This is a genomic window from Celeribacter litoreus, assembly GCF_020165855.1.
Taxonomy (GTDB): Bacteria; Pseudomonadota; Alphaproteobacteria; order Rhodobacterales; family Rhodobacteraceae; genus Celeribacter; species Celeribacter litoreus.
Map to the genome: position 1 here is coordinate 282,885 of NZ_JAIUFY010000014.1, position 19,354 is coordinate 302,238.

General features: G+C 60.5%; 20 protein-coding genes. 11 read left to right on the top strand and 9 right to left on the bottom strand.

Annotated features, from left to right (window positions below; all coding sequences use genetic code 11):
• Positions 1-21: 21 nt before the first annotated feature.
• The 4 genes from LA304_RS14990 to LA304_RS15005 are packed head-to-tail and all read left to right on the top strand — an operon-like array spanning position 22 to position 3,570.
• On the top strand, positions 22-348 hold the full coding sequence (locus LA304_RS14990; RefSeq protein WP_224503973.1) for a hypothetical protein: 327 nt from the start codon (positions 22-24) through the stop codon (positions 346-348).
• Positions 345-1,382, top strand: a complete 1,038-nt coding sequence (locus tag LA304_RS14995) for a CobW family GTP-binding protein (RefSeq protein ID WP_224503974.1) — start codon at positions 345-347, stop codon at positions 1,380-1,382. Before LA304_RS14990 ends, LA304_RS14995 begins: the two co-directional genes overlap by 4 nt.
• Entirely contained in the window at positions 1,379-2,575 is a 1,197-nt protein-coding gene (locus LA304_RS15000; protein ID WP_224503975.1) for an ABC transporter substrate-binding protein, read from the top strand. The genes LA304_RS14995 and LA304_RS15000 overlap by 4 nt, the downstream gene beginning before the upstream one ends.
• An 11-nt stretch (positions 2,576-2,586) precedes the next feature.
• Positions 2,587-3,570 (top strand): asparaginase, encoded by a 984-nt coding sequence (locus tag LA304_RS15005; protein WP_224503976.1) that lies wholly within the window; start codon positions 2,587-2,589, stop codon positions 3,568-3,570.
• A gap of 116 nt (positions 3,571-3,686) precedes the next feature.
• On the opposite strand, the gene LA304_RS15010 is transcribed toward LA304_RS15005, so the two are convergent.
• From LA304_RS15010 to LA304_RS15050, 9 genes are all read right to left on the bottom strand, one after another.
• Positions 3,687-4,004 carry a hypothetical protein gene (locus tag LA304_RS15010; protein ID WP_224503977.1) on the bottom strand — a complete coding sequence of 106 codons (318 nt, stop codon included), beginning with the start codon at positions 4,002-4,004 and terminating at the stop codon, positions 3,687-3,689.
• A 25-nt stretch (positions 4,005-4,029) separates the two neighbouring features.
• On the bottom strand, positions 4,030-4,752 hold the full coding sequence (locus LA304_RS15015) for an orotate phosphoribosyltransferase (protein WP_224503978.1): 723 nt from the start codon (positions 4,750-4,752) through the stop codon (positions 4,030-4,032).
• Positions 4,749-6,014 (bottom strand): Zn-dependent hydrolase, encoded by a 1,266-nt coding sequence (locus tag LA304_RS15020; protein ID WP_224503979.1) that lies wholly within the window; start codon positions 6,012-6,014, stop codon positions 4,749-4,751. Before LA304_RS15020 ends, LA304_RS15015 begins: the two co-directional genes overlap by 4 nt.
• Positions 6,011-6,949 carry a dihydroorotate dehydrogenase gene (locus LA304_RS15025; protein ID WP_224503980.1) on the bottom strand — a complete coding sequence of 313 codons (939 nt, stop codon included), beginning with the start codon at positions 6,947-6,949 and terminating at the stop codon, positions 6,011-6,013. Before LA304_RS15025 ends, LA304_RS15020 begins: the two co-directional genes overlap by 4 nt.
• Entirely contained in the window at positions 6,949-7,791 is an 843-nt protein-coding gene (locus LA304_RS15030; RefSeq protein WP_224503981.1) for a dihydroorotate dehydrogenase electron transfer subunit, read from the bottom strand. Before LA304_RS15030 ends, LA304_RS15025 begins: the two co-directional genes overlap by 1 nt.
• Before the next feature lie 14 nt (positions 7,792-7,805).
• Positions 7,806-9,089 carry a TRAP transporter large permease gene (locus tag LA304_RS15035; RefSeq protein WP_224503982.1) on the bottom strand — a complete coding sequence of 428 codons (1,284 nt, stop codon included), beginning with the start codon at positions 9,087-9,089 and terminating at the stop codon, positions 7,806-7,808.
• The gene (locus LA304_RS15040; protein ID WP_224503983.1) at positions 9,086-9,577 is read right to left on the bottom strand and encodes a TRAP transporter small permease; all 492 of its coding nucleotides are present in this window, start codon (positions 9,575-9,577) and stop codon (positions 9,086-9,088) included. Before LA304_RS15040 ends, LA304_RS15035 begins: the two co-directional genes overlap by 4 nt.
• Before the next feature lie 101 nt (positions 9,578-9,678).
• Positions 9,679-10,686 (bottom strand): TRAP transporter substrate-binding protein, encoded by a 1,008-nt coding sequence (locus LA304_RS15045; RefSeq protein WP_224503984.1) that lies wholly within the window; start codon positions 10,684-10,686, stop codon positions 9,679-9,681.
• Positions 10,687-10,831: 145 nt separating this feature from the next.
• On the bottom strand, positions 10,832-11,713 hold the full coding sequence (locus tag LA304_RS15050; protein WP_224503985.1) for a helix-turn-helix domain-containing protein: 882 nt from the start codon (positions 11,711-11,713) through the stop codon (positions 10,832-10,834).
• 443 nt (positions 11,714-12,156) lie between these two features.
• Here LA304_RS15050 and LA304_RS15055 point away from each other — a divergent pair, with 443 nt between their 5' ends.
• From LA304_RS15055 to LA304_RS15085, 7 genes are all read left to right on the top strand, one after another.
• On the top strand, positions 12,157-13,800 hold the full coding sequence (locus LA304_RS15055; RefSeq protein ID WP_224503986.1) for a thiamine pyrophosphate-binding protein: 1,644 nt from the start codon (positions 12,157-12,159) through the stop codon (positions 13,798-13,800).
• Between the two features lie 110 nt (positions 13,801-13,910).
• The gene (locus LA304_RS15060) at positions 13,911-14,942 is read left to right on the top strand and encodes an ABC transporter substrate-binding protein (protein WP_224503987.1); all 1,032 of its coding nucleotides are present in this window, start codon (positions 13,911-13,913) and stop codon (positions 14,940-14,942) included.
• Positions 14,943-14,946: 4 nt separating this feature from the next.
• The gene (locus LA304_RS15065; protein WP_224503988.1) at positions 14,947-16,014 is read left to right on the top strand and encodes an ABC transporter ATP-binding protein; all 1,068 of its coding nucleotides are present in this window, start codon (positions 14,947-14,949) and stop codon (positions 16,012-16,014) included.
• The gene (locus tag LA304_RS15070) at positions 16,011-16,868 is read left to right on the top strand and encodes an ABC transporter permease (RefSeq protein ID WP_224503989.1); all 858 of its coding nucleotides are present in this window, start codon (positions 16,011-16,013) and stop codon (positions 16,866-16,868) included. Before LA304_RS15065 ends, LA304_RS15070 begins: the two co-directional genes overlap by 4 nt.
• On the top strand, positions 16,865-17,677 hold the full coding sequence (locus LA304_RS15075; RefSeq protein WP_224503990.1) for an ABC transporter permease: 813 nt from the start codon (positions 16,865-16,867) through the stop codon (positions 17,675-17,677). Before LA304_RS15070 ends, LA304_RS15075 begins: the two co-directional genes overlap by 4 nt.
• Before the next feature lie 43 nt (positions 17,678-17,720).
• Positions 17,721-18,449, top strand: coding sequence for an aspartate/glutamate racemase family protein (locus LA304_RS15080; RefSeq protein ID WP_224503991.1), 729 nt, complete (start codon positions 17,721-17,723; stop codon positions 18,447-18,449).
• The gene (locus LA304_RS15085) at positions 18,446-19,351 is read left to right on the top strand and encodes a polysaccharide deacetylase family protein (protein WP_224503992.1); all 906 of its coding nucleotides are present in this window, start codon (positions 18,446-18,448) and stop codon (positions 19,349-19,351) included. Before LA304_RS15080 ends, LA304_RS15085 begins: the two co-directional genes overlap by 4 nt.
• Positions 19,352-19,354 lie beyond the last annotated feature (3 nt).

Genomic DNA, 19,354 nt, shown 5'->3' on the forward strand with positions numbered 1-19,354 from the left:
TGACTGGGACTGGAGGCGCAGATGTGCTCGCTATGTGGAATTCTCGGATGTGACGATCACTGGACCAACGCCATCGCGCGTCCCGGTGTCTATTCCCGCAACCATGACACCCAGTCCCGCCGTGCCGAAGAAAGCCGCCGGATCAAGGCCGCGAATGCCGTTCTGTCCTTTCGTCGTCTGAAGCTCGACGTCTGGCAGGGGCGCTCCTACGTGGTCGCGTCGCCCACTGGCGGATCAAGCGTGTTCGAGGCGCTGTCGCACCTTTGGCCCGAGGCGGAGGCGCTCGCAGGGCGCGAGTTTGATCCGCTCGACGAAAACCTGATGTCCTGGATGGAGGAACAGCGATGACCACGCCCGTCGTTCTTCTCACTGGGTTTCTTGGGTCCGGTAAAACGACCCTCCTGCAACGGTTGCTGACCGACACGTCAATGGACGGGGCCGCCGTTCTGATCAATGAATTTGGGGAGGTGGGGCTCGATCACCACTTGCTCGACCGCATCGACGACAATGTCGTGCTCCTCAAATCCGGCTGCATCTGCTGCACCGTGCGCGGGGAGGTGGCGGATGCGCTTGAAAACCTCAACAGCCTGCGCGCCCGCGAGGAGATCGCCTTTGACCGTGTGGTGATCGAAACCACCGGCCTCGCCGATCCCTATCCGGTGCTTCAAACTCTGACCGCGCACCCTGTGTTGCGCTCGCATTTCACCAATGGCGGTGTGATGACGACGGTCGATGCGGTAAACGCCGAGTTGCAGGTCGAGCATCGCGCCGAAGCCGTGCGTCAGATCGCGGCAGCGGACAGGATCATCCTCACCAAAACCGACCTCGCCGATCCCGAAAACGAGGCCGCACTGCGTGCGCGTCTCGGGCGGATCAATCCCGCCGCCCGCATTGCGACCACCTTGGACAGTGTTGAGAGCATTCTCGGTGACTTCGGTCCGACCACTTTTGCCACGCCTGTTGCAGGGCAGGGCGATCATGATCACGCCTGCGGTCCCGACTGCGCGGATCACACCCACCACCACGCCCACGGCCATCACTCCCACCACCATGACGACGCGCTCGGTGTGACCAGTTTTTCTCTGGTGATCGAACAAGCTATCGATTGGACTATGTTCGGAACTTGGCTTACGCTGCTCCTGCATAAACACGGTGACAGGATTTTCAGGGTGAAGGGTATTTTGGCGCTAGAGGGTGAGGACCGACCGATTGCGGTGCATGGTGTTCAACACCTCGTGCATGCCCCGACACATATGGAGCATTGGCCCGAAGGCCCGCGCCAGTCGCGTCTCGTCTTCATCATGGAGGGTATATCCCCGGATCAGGTGCGCCGCTCTTTTGCCGCCTTTACCGGTATCTCTGCGGTGAGGGCCGCTGCGTGACCGCAAAGCCGCTTCGCATCCTCACGACAGAGATTCAGCCGTGGCGCTTCCTGAAGGAGCGCGCCGAGGCGGATCTCGGGTTCGAGCTTGAATTCATTGAGATGGATTTCAACAGCGCGCAACGGACCGCTGCGCTCGATCCGACGAGTTACGATGTCTACGACCAGTGTTTTCACAACCTCGATATTGTTTGGTATTGGCGCGCAATCCAGCCGATTGAAACGCGGCGCATCCGCAACTGGTCCGAACTGGACGAGTTCCCGCGTGTGTCGGGATCGCAGGGGCGGCGCGGCATGGGCGATGTGCCTGCATCCCGGCTGTTCGTCCAGCATGACATGACCCTCTCGGATAGCCCGACGGGTCAGATTTCGATGCTGCCTACGTTCTATAACTTCGACAGTTTCGCCGTGGAATCCTCCGATATCGATGTGGACCGTGATGTCACGAGCTGGGCGGCGCTGCTCGATCCGAAATGGGCCGGCCGTGTCGCACTCGTGGATGAACCGGCCATCGGTCTTTTTGATCTCGCATTGGCGTTGTCCGCCTCCGGACAAATGGAATTCGAAGACATGGGCAACATGTCCGTCGAAGAGATCGACGAGCTTGTGGAACATGCCCGCGCTTTGATCATGAATGGCCACCTGAGCCCGTTCTGGCTTCGTGCAGGGGAGCCGGTGGAGCGCTTCCTGTCCGGAGAGCTGAAACTGGCCTCGATCTGGTCGCCGACTATTGTCGAAATGAAACGTCTCGGACTTCAGGTCCGGCAATGCCGCCCCATCGAGGGCTATCGCGCCTGGCATGGGGGCATGTGTCTCTCCCGTAATCTGGAAGGCGAGGCGCTCGATCGTGCTTATGGTTGGCTGAACTGGTATCTCGACGGATACGCAGGGTCCGTGGTCGCGCGGCAAGGGTATTACATGTGCGCGCCCGACCGCGTGCGCGCGCATCTGTCCGAGGCCGAATGGAACTATTGGTATGAGGGACTTCCGGCCACAGAAGTCCTCAATGACAACGCGGGCCGCCCGGCGATCCGCGCCAATCAGGTTCGGTCTGGTGGCTCGCGTCTGGACCGCGCGCGCCATGTGGCGATCTGGAACTCCACCATGGACGAACACAATTACGTCGTGCGCCGTTGGGGCGAGTTGGTCGAACTCGCCGCCTCCAAAGCCCGCACAAGCCGACGCGCAAGCTGAGAGAAAATCCTATGAAAAACGTGACCCTGATCGCAACCGGCGGGACCATTGCTTCTGCTGCGGACAAATCCGCCGGTGCTGTAAACGCTGGTCTAACTGGTGAAACCTTGTTGGCCAGCCTTCACACGCCCCTGGACGGGATCGAGGTGACGGTCGAGAATTTCGAGGCGGCAGGAAGCTATGCGCTTGATCTCGACACCATCCGTCGCCTCTGTGTGCGGATTGATGAGGTGCTGGCCGACGAGCGCGTCGATGGCGTCGTGGTTACGCATGGCACCGACACAATGGAGGAAAGTGCCTTCCTTGCATGGCTCCTTGTGGCCTCCGACAAGCCCGTGGTCTTTACGGGTGCCCAACGTCATGCGGGCCAACCAGACACCGACGGGCCGCGCAACATTTTCGACGCGATTTGCGCCGCCGCCAGTGGTGCGCTCACGGGCGTGGGCGCGGTGATCCTGTTCGAGGGCGATATCCATGGTGGCCGCTATGTGACCAAGGCGCATACCTCCCGCGTTGATACCTTCCGCTCTGTCGGGCACGGAAAGTTGGGAGAGGTCGATCACGGCACTGTCTATCTCTATTCCCGCCCTGCACATGACCGCATTCCTCTGAGCACAGATGCGCTCGATCCGGATGTCGAGTTGATCGCAATGGGTCTTGGAACCACGCCGCGCCTGATGACGCTCGCCGCGGAGGCTGGGGCGTCGGGGTTTGTCCTGTCTGCCTTCGGTCGCGGCAACGCGCCAAAGGGCTTTGCGGCTGCGACTGCTGATCTGGTGGCGCGTGATATTCCGGTGGTTGTCGCCTCGCGCTGTCACGAAGGACGCACGATGGCGATCTATGGCAAGGACAGCGGTGGCGTGACGCTCGTAGGGAATGGCGCGGTGCTCGCGGGAGATTTGTCTGCGGTTAAAGCGCGGCTTCTCCTGTCCGCACTGATTGGAAGCGGTCTGTCGGGGGAGGCTCTGCGGCAGGCGTACGCGCTCTATTCCTGACCCTTCAGAGCCGGATCGGACTGTGCGGCGCATGGAACGCGCTGACATCAAAACAAAAGGCCCGTCCCTAGAAAAGGGGCGGGCCTTTGCGTGTCGGTTGATTTTAGAGACCGGTCTCAGCGGGTCTTTTTGATCCGCGCAACAACGATGTCGTTAAGCACTTTGATCCGGTTCTCGGGACTGTCCCCAGCGCTCTCTTCGAGAGCGTGAATGTCGGCCTCAAATGCTTTGAAGTTGGCTTCAAGCTCTTCGCTCGAGAGCGGAAGACGTTCGTGCAGGTCGACAAAGTTCTCGGCGCTCGTGGCGAGGAAGTAGAAGGCGGCGGCGTGATCCGGCTCTGCCACCGCGCGTTCGAACGCGGCACGGGCGACGGCGGTGTAGGCGTGAATGCCACGGCCTTTTTCGGTTGTGAGATCGAGGAGGAAGGTGAACATCAGTGTCTCCTTAAAGCATCTGGGTTCAGAAGGTGAGGCTGCGGGCGCCGCCATGGGTGGCGGACCATTCAAGCGGGTTTTCCAGAAAAGCTGCGATGATCTCGCGCTCTTCAGGGGTGAAACGGTTGTGCACGCGCGCGACGTCGAGAATGTCTTTCCACGTCGCAAGTGCATGGAGGCGAATGCCGGAGCGGGTCATGGCGCTGCGGGTTTCGGGAAAGATGTCGTATTGGAAGAGCATGAACACGTCTTCCACGACCAGACCGGCCGCGCGAAGCGCCTCGCAGAAGCGAAGTTTGGAGGCGCCGTCTGTCGTCAGGTCTTCGACCAGCAACACGCGCTGACCGGCTTCCCAAAGTCCTTCGATATGAGCCTCTGGGCCAAATCCCTGCGCCCGCTTGCGGACATATTGCATCGGCAGGCCGGTCTGTGCGGCGATCCATGCGGCAAAGGGGATGCCCGCCGTTTCCGCGCCCGCGATGGCGTCGATGTTGTCTCGACCGATTTCGGCATCAATCACTTCAGAGGCAAAGCCCATGAGCTTTTTACGCACCGCAGGGACAGAGATCACTTTGCGAACGTTGATGTAGACGGGACTTGCGATCCCAGACGACAGGATAAAGGGCCGTTCGTCTGCGACCTCGACCGCATGGATGTCGAGCAGCGCCAGCGCCGTGCGTCGCGCGAAATCGTCGCGGGTCTCGGGGCTCAGGGGCATGGTTTGGGGCATAGCGCGAGGCTCCTTCATGATGCCGCCTCCATATAGGTTGAAAGGATGTCAACTCCCACCATGAAATCAGCAATTTCCATCGCCTCATCGGGATTGTGAGAGCCATTGCGATTGCGCACGAAAACCATGCCGGAGGGCACGCCGGCCTGCGCGAAAATCGCTGCATCGTGACCGCCACCCGAGGCCATGGAAAAGGCCTCTCCCGTGACCTGCGCCATCGCTGCTTCCAGACCGGAGACGAGGGTCGGGTCCATGAGGGCAGGGGCAACGGCAACCTCTGTGCCAAGCTCGAAGCGAACGCCGCGAGAGCGGGCAATGTCGTCTATTTCGCCCTTGAGATAGCTGCGCATCTGGTCGAGCGTTTCAGCGTCCTGCGACCGGATGTCGAGGGAAAAGGCGAGCGTGTCGGGGATGCGGGCAATCGCGTGGTGCGCCGGATCGGTGCCGACGACGCCGGAGGTCAGAACCAGATCCTTCCCCGTGTTCAGCAGGTGTTGCCATGTGCCATCGAGGCGATGCATCAGCTCGGCGAAGGCCAGAACCGGATCGTGACGATAGGCGCGCGGCACGGCGCCGGAATGGCCTGCCTGACCGACGCAGCGGCTATCGCGATGGCGGAAGTTGCCGCGAATGCCGGTGACGACGGCGGCGGGGATATTGCGCTCGACCAAGAGCGGGCCTTGTTCGATGTGCAGTTCGAGATAGGCCTCGATCGTGCTTAGATCGCAGATCGGCTCCTGCGCGCTGATCGGGGCGGTGTTGATGCCGAGGGCCTCAAGATACGCGCTCAGTGGGCGTCCATCGCCCTTGTGGCGGGCGTTGAATTCGGCCTCCGGCAGCGTTCCGGTGAGCATTTTCGATCCGAGATAACACGCGCCAAACCACGCGCTTTCCTCGCCGCGCATGGCGAGAACGCGGACAGGGCGGGGCAGAGGGCGCAGGCCACGGTTTGCGGCAATGAGCACCATGAGCCCCGCAATCACACCGGCAAGCCCGTCGTAATTGCCGCCCATCGGCACGGAGTCTACATGGCTCCCGATGACGGTATAGCGTTTGGCGTCCGCATGTTGCGGCAGAGAGAAGACGAGATTGCGTCCGGCGTCCTCTTCGACGCTTAGCCCTTCGGCGCGGGCGCGGTTGGCGAGGTAGTCGAGCGTCTGTGTCTCGACGTCGGAGAACGCAGGGCGGCTCACACCCGCCGCGCCACAGGACAGCGTGCGAATGTCCTCGAACATCTCTGTGGCCAGAGCCGCGAGTTCTTCTGTGCGGTGGTGTTTCATTTGAACACCCCTGCGTTCGGTGCTTCGAGCGTGTTGATGATCTGGTCGAGCGAGATAAGGCCGCGGGATGTCATCCAGTCCTCCAACTCTGTGATCAGTCGCGCCATGACGGTCGGGGATTGGAACGTCGCGGTGCCGACTTGGACGGCGCTTGCGCCTGCGATCAGGAATTCCAGAACATCCTCTAGCGTCGAAATCCCGCCGCAGCCGATGACCGGAATGTCGCAGGCGCGCGCACATTGATAGGTCATTCGGAGCGCAATGGGCTTTACGGCTGGGCCGGACATGCCGCCCATGACGTTGCCGAGACGCGGACGGCGTGTGTCGATGTCGATGGACATGCCGAGCATGGTGTTGGCGACGACCAAAGCATCTGCGCCTGCGTCTTGGGCCGCACGGGCCACTTCGACCGGTTCGCCGGTGTTCGGTGTCAGTTTGGCCCACAGCGGAAGGTCCGTCGCCGCGCGCAGGCGGGTCACGACCTCATGCGTCGTGTCGGGCCGCATGGCGAATGCGTTGCCGTCGGCTTCGATGTTCGGGCAGGAAATGTTTGCCTCAATAGCGGTGACGCCGGGGAGGCTCACTTCGCTACAAAGCTGCGCGAACTCATCGACGGAATGCGCGGAGATCGACACCACAAGCGGTGCGTTGAACGCCGCCCAGTAGGGCAGCATCTCGTCACGGAAATAGTCGATGCCTTTGGACGGAATGCCGATGGCGTTGATCATCCCCGCCTGCATGTCGCACACGCGCGGGGTCGGATTGCCGGTGCGGGTGCCATGCATGATGGTTTTGAGAACATGAGCCCCGAGCACATCAAGGTCGAACACATCCGCGAGGTCTTCGGAGAATGTGCCAGAGGCGGGCATGATCGGGTTCTTGAACGTGAGCGCGCCAACGCGGGCACTTAGGTCAACGGTTTGCAGGTCTCTCATCACATCGCCTCCGAAATGGGGAACACAGGGCCTTCGCGGCAGACGCGGCGTTGAATGACGCGGCCACCCACGCGGAAGCTGCGCACGCAGGCTTGGCACATGCCGAGTCCACAGGCCATTTGCTGCTCCATGGCGATTTCACCGGGAATGCCGTGGGTCTCGCCGAGGTCTTGCAACAGGCGCAAAAGGCGTGAGGACCCGCACGTGTAGAAGGCGTCCACATCACCCTTTGCGATGCGTGCCTCAATCAGCGGGCGCAACGCCTCGGGGGTGGAGCTTCCGTCCTTGTCATGAACGATGATCACCTCGGCTCCGTAGCTCTCAAACAGATCGACGGACATCGTCAGTTCGGGGCTGCGGGCTGAACAGATCGCAGTAAGCTTGCGCCCCTTTTCCCGTGCCATGCGTGCCAAGGGCGCGAGGGTGGCGAGGCCCACGCCACGCGCCACCAGCATCAGGTTTTGCCAGTCATCCTGCATCGAGAACCCCTGGCCGAGAGGGCCAAGCACATTGAAGGCATCGCCTGCGCGCAACGTGGCAAGGCCGCGCGTGCCCGCGCCGGTGACTTTGTAGAGAAACTCCAGCCGTCCCTCCGCTTTGTCATAACCGTAGATGCTCATCGGGCGACGCAGGAACGGGTGCTCGCCGTCGGGCTGCGGGCAGAGGAGCTGAAAGAACTGGCCCGGTTGGCAGTCGAGAATGGCCTCGGGCGCATCAAGTGTCAGGAGGCGATATTCGCCGTTTACGGGGGTGTTGGAGCGTACGAAACAGGTGGCTTCGGCACAGCGGGGCCGTAGCCCCTGCGGAACAGGGACGGACACGGTGGTCGGAATGTGGTTCATTGGTCTGCCTCGGATTAGCCGTAGATCAGCTTTGGAATGAAGAGGGAGATTTGCGGGATATAGGTGATCAGCAAGAGGACGATCAGGTTCACCAGCACAAAGGGCCAGACCCCTCGGATGATGTCCGCAACAGGTTTGTTCAGCGTCGAGGAGGCCACGAAGATGTCGAGGCCGAAGGGCGGCGTGATCATCCCGAGGCTGACGTTGAGCGTCACGAGCATCCCGAAATGCACGGGGTCGATGCCGAAACTCATGGCGACCGGATAGAGCGGCGGCACGAGCACGAGGAGTGTCGAGTTCGGGTCGATGAACATGCCCGCCACAAAGAACAGGACGTTGACCGCGATCAGGAATGTGATCTTGCCCGCGCCAGTGGCTTCGAGAAAGCCGATGATTTCGTTGGGCACCTGTGCGAGCGTGACGAAGAAGGAGATCAGCCCGCCCATGGCCAGAAGCACGAAGATGATCGAGGTATTCACCGCGCTGTCTTCGGTGATCTTTGCGAGGCCTTTGAGATCGAGTGCGCGGAAGACGAACATCTCGACGAGGATTGCATAAACCACGCTGACGGCGGCGGCTTCGGTCGGGGTGATGATGCCGGAATAGATGCCGCCGAGAATGATCACGGGCATGCCGAGTGCCCATTTCGCGTCCCAGATCGCTTTGAAGCGCTCGGACCATGGGAGGCGTGCATCGTGGGACACGCCATCGCGGGCCGCTTGGATGCGGACGTAGACGGAGAAGGCGAAGCCGAGCAGGAGGCCGACGGCGAGACCGCCCGCGAAGAGCTTGGAAATCGAGGTGCCGGTGATCCAGCCATAGACGATCAGTGTGATCGACGGCGGGATCAGTAGCGCGGTTTCCGCAGACGAGACCAGAAGCCCGAGGCTGAACTTGTCGGAATAGCCCGCCTTACGCAGTTCCGGATAGACCATACGGCCCATAGCGGCGACGGTGGCGGGGGCGGAGCCGGAGACCGCGCCAAACGCCATGCTGCCGCCGACGACGACATGGCCCATGCCGCCCTTGGTGTGGCCGACGAGTGCTTTGACGACGGAGATGAGTTGGCGCGCGATCTGGCCGGAGCCCATGAGATTGGCGGCAAAGATGAAGAACGGGATCGCCAAAAGCGTGGAGTGGTCGATGCCGCCCACGATCTTCTGCACCACAGCCGCGTCGGGCAGGCGGGCGTAGAACGCTTCTTTATAGGCGAGGGCAGGGATGCTCAGCACGAGCATCATTTCGAACCCTGCAATCAACAGCAGGATCGCGAGGGCGATGATGAGGGCGAAAATCATTCGGACGCCTCCTGATAACGGTCGATGAGGCCCAGAAGGCTCAGCCCGTAGCGCAGGCCCAACAGAATGAAGCCAGCCACGGGAGCAACGTAGATGTAGCCCATCGGGACGCCCAGAGTGGGGGACTTCTGGCCCGATTTGAGCACGAATTGAACAAGATCGAGCGCGAGCCACGCGATGTAGATGGTCACGCAGAGACCGACCAGATCAATGAATTTCAACAGGATTTTCAGCGCGGGTGCGGGCAGGCGGTCGCGGATGTTGGTGATGCCGACATGTTTGCCCCGCTCAAGCGCAAGCCCGAGGGCCAGAAACGCCAGAAACAGGTTCATGATCCGCACCGCTTCCTCGATCCAGGCAAAGCGGCTGGCGAAGGTGCCGCCGATTTCGCGGGTCACGACGGAGCCGGTGTAGAGAAACACCATGATCAGGAATAGGGCGATGAGAACGGTTCTTTCGACCGTTCGGAGCAGATTGAGAGCTGTCATGAGAGAAGGGCTTTCGATCACCGGAGAAAAGTCTGCTCCGCATCCCGAGTGAGACGGATGCGGAGCGCGGGGGCACGACAGTGGGCCGTGCCCCTTATGTTTTAGAGGTCGCCGGAGGCTTCGGTGTAGATGTCCAGAAGCGCTTGGCCAGCGTCGCCGGTTTTTGCGACATAGGCGGCAGAGGCCGGGCCGAACATTGCATCGCGGAATTTGGCGCGTTCTGCCGTGTCGGCGACGCGCACGTTGGTGCCAGCTTCCTTGATGGTTTCAAGCGCGCCCTCAACGGCAGCGGCTTTGTGTGCGGTGAGCTCAGGGATCACTTCGGCAAACGCATCTTTGATGATGGTTTTGTAGTCTTCAGGCAGACCTTCCCAGAACATCGGGTTGAAGAGGATCACATCTTCCATTGCGCCGTGATCAGACACTACGAGGTTCTTTTGCACTTCGTAGAATTTCATCGCACGGATAGTATCGAGCGGATTTTCCTCGCCGTCGACAACGCCGGTTTGCAGCGAGGTGTAGAGTTCGCCGAACGGCAGCGCGATGGCGGAAGCGCCGAGGGCGTTGAACTGTTCGATGAGGATCGAGCTGTCCATCACGCGGAATTTCTGGCCTGCGAAATCACCGATCGAGTCGAGCGGTTCATTGGAGGTGAACTGCTTTTTGCCGTTCGGCCACAGATCAATCGCGACCATGCCTTTGTCGGAGAAGCTGTCGAGCAGGGCTTGGCCAAACGGGCCGTCACGCAGGGCGGCGGCTTTATCGGCGTCTTCCGGAATCAGGTAGGGAATGTCGAGGACCGACACCAGCGGGTTGAAGCCGCCAAGGAATGCTGCCGGAGCGACAGTGCCCTCAAGCGTGCCGAGCTGCACACCTTCGTTCATCTGGCGCTGGTTGCCGAGCTGGCCTTGCGGGAAGATCTGGATCTCGACGTCGCCATCCGTGCGCTCGGAGACAAGTGCGGCCACTTTCTCGAGGTGGACGTGGCGGCTTTGCTGTGTGCTTTCGAGGTGGCCGATACGGGCCACATAGTCTTGAGCGAGGGCAGGGCTGGCGATTGCCAGTCCGGCTAGCAGCACGGCGGAGAGGAGAGGTTTGGATTGAGGCATCATGCGCTCCCGGTTGTCAGGTTTGGTTATAGAAAGCATAGACCCTTAAAAGCGCAGGGGAGGTCAACAGGAAAGTCTAAAAATTGAGACGAAACTCAGTTTTGACCAACTGTTTTATTTTTGTGGCGCTTTTTTGTGCAAAATTTTAACTCTTGAGACCCTCTCTGGCGATCAGCGCCTCGACATGTGCGGCGGCCTCATGGCCTTTGAGAGAGCTGTTCCACAGGCGGTCGGCAATGCCCTCATGCAGTTCGAGCGCCTCGGGCGCGGAGGTGATGAGGCCAACGCCGATCCGGATGTTCGGGTTGTGTCCGAGGCGGAAGGGGCTGATCGTGAGGATCGAGCGGCCGGCCTGACGCATGATCTGGAAGGAGGTCGAGGGGATCGGCTCGCGTGCGACGCCGATCTGGACGCCGATGTCCGGAGCGCGAAGCAATTCGACGATATGCTCCACCTCCGCAAGCGCCATACGGCGTCTTTGGTCCCGAATCTCCGGCGGCAGTTCCGGATTCCCCTCCAGTCCCTCGCGGAGAAACTTCCGGATGTCTGCATCCGAGATGATCGATGCCAGAAGAGGGCGCCTTTTAGCGAAGCGCTCTTTTCTTTGCTCAAGAATATTGAGGATTTTCGCGATGTCCTGATGTTCGGAGTTCGGAACAGATTCGCTCAGAACGTCTTTGAGAACGGCGTCGTAGCGGTCCGTCGTGACGAGATAGGAGATCGGGCTGAAGAGGCCGATGATCTGGTCGCAGTCCTCTTCGATTTGGCGCATGCGCTCAAAAAAGCTGACGGCATTGTCGACATATTCGATACCCACGCCCAAGAGGCTTGGCAGGGAGACTTGCAATTCATTGGCAATGGCCGAAAGCATCTCGATCTTCGCAATCTCGCCTTTCTCGGCACGGTAAAGAGCCGCGCGAGAGATGTTCAGGCGAGTCGCGAGATCTTCGGGAGAAAGGTTGCGGCCAAGGCGGTGAGCTTTGAGTCGCGCTCCGATGTCTTGGAAGTTTATCTGTGTTTCTACCACGGGGCGCTCATTTGAGATTTTGTGTGTCAGGAGGCGCTGCCAGAAAAACAGGCAGGCAAAGAGATTTTTCTCATTTCTGAGACAATCACGCTTTTCGATTTGTCGCAAGGGGTGATTCCAAAAGTCTTTTGGCGGCAGGAAACGATGATCGCGAGAGCAAAATCAGTCGCTCTCTTGTTCGCTGATCTGTCTCTAATTGGCCCGATTGCGGTTCCGGGGTTGAGAGAGCCACTGTTCAAAAGCCTTTCTTCTAAGTCGTCGTTTTTGAAAATAATTCTACTGGTCGCCCTCTCGGCGAGGGAGTGCGGCTGTGAAGCAGTGAGGGGTTTCGCGCTCCAAAATAAGTTCCATTTTGGAATTAATAAGTGAATTAAAATGAACTTTTGTGTCCATCAGCTTGGGTCTAGTGTCGGCTCAAACACAAACGGATCAGCGACGAGTTCATGAGAGACACGGCCACAGACATCAAACTGCATGCGGGACTAGCCAGAGCGCTCAAGTCCAACGGCACCACGCATCTCTACGGTCTCGTAGGTGATGCGAACCTCTTCATGGTGAAGACCTATGTCGATGAGAACATCGGTCGCTACATCGCCTGTACCCATGAAGCGAACGTTGTTTTGGCTGCCATCGGCTTTGCCCAGACGACCGGTCGCACCGGTGTCGCAACAATCACGCATGGTCCGGCTCTGACGAATGTTGTGACGGCCCTCGCAGAAGCGGCCCGCGGTGGGATCCCGCTCGTGGTGCTCTGTGGCGACACGCGTCCTGGCGACCTGCAACACCTGCAAAAGATCGACCAGCGCGAAGTCGTGGCGAGCGCGGGGGCAGAGTTTGTCGATATGCGCAGCCCCGAAACGGCGCTCGAAGACCTTGGGCGTGCCTTCCGCATCGCCGCGCACCGTCGCTGCCCGGTCGTGTTCAACATGCGCGTTGATCTGATGTGGGAAAACCTGCCAGCGTCCGCGCCGTCTCTGCCTCTGCCAGACATGGCGACCGCGCCTGTCTCGGGTGATCTCCTCGAAGACGCCGCCGGTATGCTGGCGTCCGCCCGCCGTCCTCTGATCCTCGCCGGTCGCGGGGCCTGCACGCCGGAGGCCCGCGCCGCGCTCATTGAGCTCTCGAACCGGATGGAAGCGCCCTTGGCCACGACGCTCAAGGCACAGGGCCTCTTTGAAGGTGAACCGAACAACATCGGCATCTGTGGCGGTCTGAGCCATCCGACCGCGACCGATGTGATTATGCAGTCCGACTGCATCCTTGCCTTTGGCGCGAGCCTGAGCAAGCACACGACGGAAGAGCGCGCCTATACGAAGGGCAAGCGCGTCGTCCAAATCCTGCCTGATGCGGAGGAAAACCCGCGCCTCGACATGCCGACGCTCCGCCTCATCGGGGATATCGCAGGCACGGCGCGTGCGTTCACGGAACTCATGGACATGGCGGAAATTCCCGCCTCCGGCGCGACGAATGATCTGCCTGCGCAACTCGCACAGGAGGCGGACACCTTTGCGCGCATTCCGGATGCGGCTACAGTGGCAGACGGGTGTGTTGACATGGCTCCGGCCCTGCGTCGTCTCCATCAGGCCCTGCCAGCGGAGCGAGTGCTCGTGACCGATCTCGGGCGCTTTGTAACGACCGTTTGGCGGAACATGCCGGTGACGCGTCCCGCGGATTTGGTCTACACGTCGCATTTCGGCGCGATCGGCTGCGGCCTTGGCGAAACCATCGGCGCAGCCACGGCTGTCACGGATCGTCCGACGGTCCTCGTGGCGGGCGACGGTGGGTTTGCGCTGTCCGGTCTGAGCGAGCTTGTGACGCTCGTGCGCGAAAAGGCGGACGTTATCATCATCATCTGCAATGACGGCAGCTACGGCGCCGAACATGTGCAGCTCACCAACCGCAACCTCGATACCGAGATCTCGATGATTTCCACCATCGACTTTGCCGCGACCTGCGCGACGCTTGGATTTTCCACGGTGAGCGTGACTGACCCTGATAGCCTGGACGAGGCCTGCGCCGCGATTGCGCATCGTAGCGGACCCGTCTTGATTGATTTGCATCTCGATTCCGAGAAAATCGACATGTAGATCGCCTCCCGAATCCCGCCCACGAAAAAGCGGGGAATTTATGGCCTGCGACAGCTTTGCTTCCCTTGCCAAGTCGGCCGACAACAAGCACACCCAACAGGAGATCTCCCATGAACCTGACGCGACGCAATTTTCTTCAATCGACGGCCGGTGCCGCAGCGCTCGGCGCGATCGGCCTTCCGGCGATGGCCCAATCCGACACGTTCATCGTGAACATGTTCGGCGGCCGCTGGGAAAACGACTGGCGCAAATTCGTAATGCCGAAGTTTGCTGAACAGATCGGCAAAGACTTTGACCTCGACATCGGCCTCGGCATGGCCTGGATTTCGAACTTCCGCGCTGCTGGTCCGGAAAACCCGCCGTTCCCGGCAGTAATGCTGAACGAAAAATACACTGCGATGATCCGCAATGACGATTACTTCGAAGAGCTCACCCCCGAGCTCGTGCCGAACATGGCTGACGTGATCGATCCGGCTGTTCTCAAAGGCAACACCGCCGTCACCGGCATGCTGGCTCCGCTGGTTCTCGCATACCGCACCGACATGGTATCCGAGCCGCCCAAAGGCTGGGCTGATCTCTGGGACGAACGCTTCCGCGGTCTTCTGGGTCTCTACAAAATCACCAACTCCGCTGCGACCATGATGGCGCTTTGGGCCGGTGAGCACTTTGGTTCCGGTCGCGACGACATCGAAACCGCAGTCGCAAAATTCAAAGAACTCGGGCCGTTCCCGCAGATCGGTTACTCCGCACAGCTCACCCCGCTTCTGACGCAGGGCCAGATTGCTGTTGCGCCGATCGATCTCGGCGAGATCAAAGCCATGCAAGAGCAGGGCGTGCCGATCGATTACGTTGTGCCGGAAGAAGGCATGATGGTGTTCGACCACTCCTTCTCCGTGTTCAAAAATAGCCCGACCAAACAAGAAGGTCTGGACTACGTGAACTTCGTGCTCAGCCCCGAAATCCAGCTCTGGATGGCAGAAAACTGGCTGATCGCTCCGACGAACAAAACCGTCGAGCTGCCTGAAGAGTTGCAAAAATGGCCGCTTCAGCCGGAAGTGGTATCGCAAGCGATCCGGTTCGACTGGGATGAAACCCTGTCCATCATGCCGGCTCTGAACGACCTCTGGGAACGGACGATCTAAAAACATGACGACGGTTGAAGTCAAAAGCCTGCGCAAGTCCTACGAAGATTTTCTTGCGCTTGATGGTGTCTCTCTCACCGCAGAATCCGGGCAGCTTGTAACGCTGCTCGGGCCCTCGGGCTGCGGCAAAAGTACGACGCTTCGGTGTCTCGCCGGATTTCACGAGCCGAATGGCGGTGACATTCTGGTGGACGGAGAGAGCATTCTTAACGTGCCTTCCAACCGCCGCCAATTCGGCGTGGTCTTTCAGAACTACGCCTTGTTCCCACACATGACCGTAGCCGAGAATATCGGCTACGGGCTCCGCCTGCAAAAACTCTCCAAGGGTGAGATTGCGACGCGCGTGTTCGACGTGATGAAGCTCGTGCGTCTGACCGGACTCGAAGACCGTTTGCCGCGCGAGATTTCGGGTGGCCAACAGCAACGTGTGGCGCTGGCCCGCGCGCTTGTGCTCAAGCCGCGTCTTCTGCTGCTCGACGAACCCCTCGCGAACCTCGATGCGCGTCTGCGCGATGAGGTGCGCTGGCTGATCCGTGATCTGCAACAGCAATCCGGCATCACAGCCTTTTACGTGACCCACGATCAATCCGAGGCGATGGCCATGTCGGATATGGTTGCGGTGATGAAAGCGGGCCGTGTGGCGCAATTCGCCACCCCGCGCGAAATTTACCAGAAGCCGACCGAACGCTATGTCGCGGACTTCACCGGTGAGGCCAACTTCCTGACGGCCCAATCCGTGAAACCGGTCGGGGAAGGGCGCTACGCCGTGCATGTGGCGGGCGCCGATATCGAGATTGATGGCGTTCCCGGACTGGCGGAAAACGCCGCCGCCGAACTCCTCCTGCGGCCCGAGAGCCTGAGCCTCGTCTCCACGGGTGACGCGGCGACGTTTGAGGGCGAGGTGATCAAATGCGCCTTCCTCGGCGCCTCGCTCCACTGCGAGATCGCATTGCCGGAAGGGGGCCGTCTGAAACTGACCGCCCCGCCGAACCACGCAGTCACCGAAGGGGATCGCGTCGGCATCGCAATCGATCTGTCGCATGTCTGGCTGATGCCGGAGGTTGCGCCATGATGCGCTCCAAGAAACTGATTTGGGCGCTGGCACTGCCGGCGCTCTTGCTCCTTTTCGTGTTCATGATCCTGCCGATCACGAACATGGTCGAGATGAGCTTCCGCACGCCGGGTTCGTCGGAACCCTTTGGCGACGACTACACCATCATGCACTACACCCGAATTCTCGGGGACGGCTATTACTGGGGTGTGCTTTGGCGCTCGCTCACAACTGCGGGCATGGTGACGCTTCTCTGCCTCATCGTGAGCTATCCGATTGCGTGGCACCTGTCGCGGGCGAAGGGATTTAAGGCCGTGTTCCTTTACGCCTGTATCGCCTCTCCCCTGATGACCGGCGTGCTCGTCCGGAACTTCGGCTGGATGATCGTCGCGGCCCTCAATGGTCCGCTCAACGAGAGCCTCATGGCGCTCGGCATCATCGAACGTCCTCTGCGCCTGTTGTTCACCCAATCGCTCGTGATCCTCGCCCTCGTGCACGTCTTTGTGCCGTTCATGGTGCTCCCGATCAACAACGCGCTCCGCAACATCCCGCAGAGCCTGACCGAAGCCTCTGCCTCCATGGGTGCGAGCCGCTATCAGGTCTTCCGCGATGTCATCCTGCCGCTGAGCTTTCCGGGCATCCAACCGGGCGTGATCCTCGTCTACGTGCTCGCGGTCGCGGCCTATGTGACGCCTGCGCTCCTCGGCGGTCAGATGGTGAGCTACATGCCGACGCTGATCATCGGCGAACTGACCGGCACCTTCCAGTGGCCCTTTGGTTCGGCACTCGCAATCGTGCTGTCCTGTTCCACGGTGCTGATCGTGGTGGTCTTCACGCGCCTCACTTGGAAACTCAATGAAAGGGCACGCGCATGAGCACGTCCGCACAAACCTTCGGTGGACAACGCCACGTGAACCTTGGCTTTGCGATCCTGATCTTCGCGCTCTACGTCTTTCTGTTGGTGCCGGTTGTCACCATCGTGGGGGCCTCTCTGACCAACGGTCTGATGATCGAATTCCCGCCGCAGGGCCTGTCCCTGCGCTGGTATGAAGAGTTCTTCGCGCGGCAGGATCTCGTGGACGGCTTGCTGATGTCGCTGCGGATCGGGGCGATCACCGCCATCGTCACGAGCGCGATTGCCATGATGGCGGCGCTTGCCGGACAGGCGCTCTCGGGCAAGCTCGCGGGGATGTTCCAGCTCGGCATGACGCTGCCGCTTCTGGTGCCTGAACTGCTCACCGCCGTCGGTCTGCTGTTCTTTCTCTACAAGATCGAGCTTGGCAAAACCGTCATCGGGCTTCAGTTCGGCCATATCCTGATGTCCTTCCCCTATGCCTACGTCTCGATCACGGCAGCACTCCGTCAGGTTCCGCCCTCGCTCGAAGAGGCCTCTGCCTCGCTCGGCGCGACAGGGTGGCAGACCTTCCGGCTCGTGATCCTGCCGTTGGTCACGCCGGGGCTCGCGATGGGGGCGATCTTTGCCTTTATCAACAGTTTCGATCTCTACACGATTTCGCTCCTTCTCAAACCGCTCGGGGGCAACACCCTGCCGCTCGCGCTGTTCGACTTCCTGACCTACGAGTTCAAACCCACTGCAGCGGCGGCGGCGACGATCTCGATCATCTTGTCGATTGCAGGTGTGGGCCTCGTTCAAAAACTCGTCGGACTGCAACGCGCCTTCTGACCAACCAACCTAACTCTACACGAAAGTCACCGCCATGGAGCACATGCCGGACTCCCCCCGTCTGCTTTATCAACTCGTGAGCCCCCTGCACAAAACCGCCGGGCCACAAGAGGTGCAGCGCCGTCTGGACATGCTCCGTGCATGGGCCCCCCAATGCAGGATCGAGATCGCATCCCCTGAGACCGGTCCTGCCGCCGTCCAATCCGCCGCTGATATCGCTATGGTCTTCCCTGCCTTGTGCGACGCAGCTGCGGATTGGCGCGCGGAGGGGTATGATGCGGTGATCCTCGGGTGTTTCAGTGATCCCGCGGCCGAGGCCCTGTCGGAAGTGTCCGGCGTGCCTGTGATCGGCCCCGGAGAGGCGGGCATTCTTGCCGCAATTCCCTTGGGCGAGCGTTTTTCAGTGCTCTCCTCCGACCCGACACCACCGGGTCTGCGCCGCCGCATCAGGGGGATCGGGGTGGAGGCCATGTTCGTCTCTGAAATTCTGGTCAGTGGATCGGTGGCACAGCTCGTCGCCGATCCCGACCGCCACATCGCCGATGTCGTGGCCCAAGGCAAACGCGCGGTCGAGCAGGGGGCAGATGTGCTCGTCCTCGGCTGTCTGGCGATGTCCTTTGCGAAGGGTCTTCCCGAACGGCTGGCCGATGAAGTCGGCGTTCCCGTCATCAATCCCGTCATCTCCGGCCTTCAGGCCGCACAGGCCGCCGTCGCCTTCCGCCCCTCGGCGTCCCTCCCCAATTCAAAGTCTTCACGGAGCATTCAATCATGAGCCAGACCAGCCAAACCGACCCGTCCCGCTACGACAGTCTGGTCGCTGCCGCAGGATTTCAGGCGCAACGGCGACTGGATATTCCGAATATCCAGTATCCCGAAGGTGTGAAACTCGCGGTCAATTTCACCCTCGATTTCGACGCCATGCTGCTGCGCCGTCTGCTCAATGAAACATGGGGCCAAAAGGCAAAGGGTGAATTCGGTGGCCGTGTCGGCGTCTGGCGCATCATGGATATGTTCGACCGCAACGATGTTGGCGTGACGCTGTTCACTCCGGGCCGGATTGCGGAACTTTACCCCGAGGTGCTCAAACACGTCGTCGCCAAAGGTCACGAATTGGCTGACCACATGTGGGAGCACGACGTACCGAGCGATCCGGTGATCGAAGACGCGCACCTGACCCGCGCCATTGCCGCGCTCGAAGCCATCTCCGGTAAACCCGTCACGGGCACACGGTCGAGCCACACTCCGAAACTCCTGCGGGAGAAGGGCGTGGTCTACAACTCCTTCACCTCCGCGACCTATCGCCCGTTCTACGAATATGATGCGAACGGCGAGAACCCGATCCTGCAACTGCCGTTCCACTACGCGCTCGACGATGCGATGTATTTCAGCTTTGGCTGGCTCGACACACCGAACGAGGCACAGAGGATCATGGATGTGGACGAGGTCTTCGACATCTGGTGGGGTGCCTTCGAGCAGCAATACAAGGTCGGTGGTTACGTCAACTTCCTGCTGCACCCGTTCGTGTCCGGCCACGCCATGCGGGTCGATATGCTTGAGCGCCTCATTCAGCGGATGAAAACCCTGCCGGGCGTCTGGTTCCCGACATGTGACGCGCTGGCACAGCACATCCTCGCCGCGCATCCCTGTCCTTCGCAATCCCTTTCTCAGGAGTAAGCC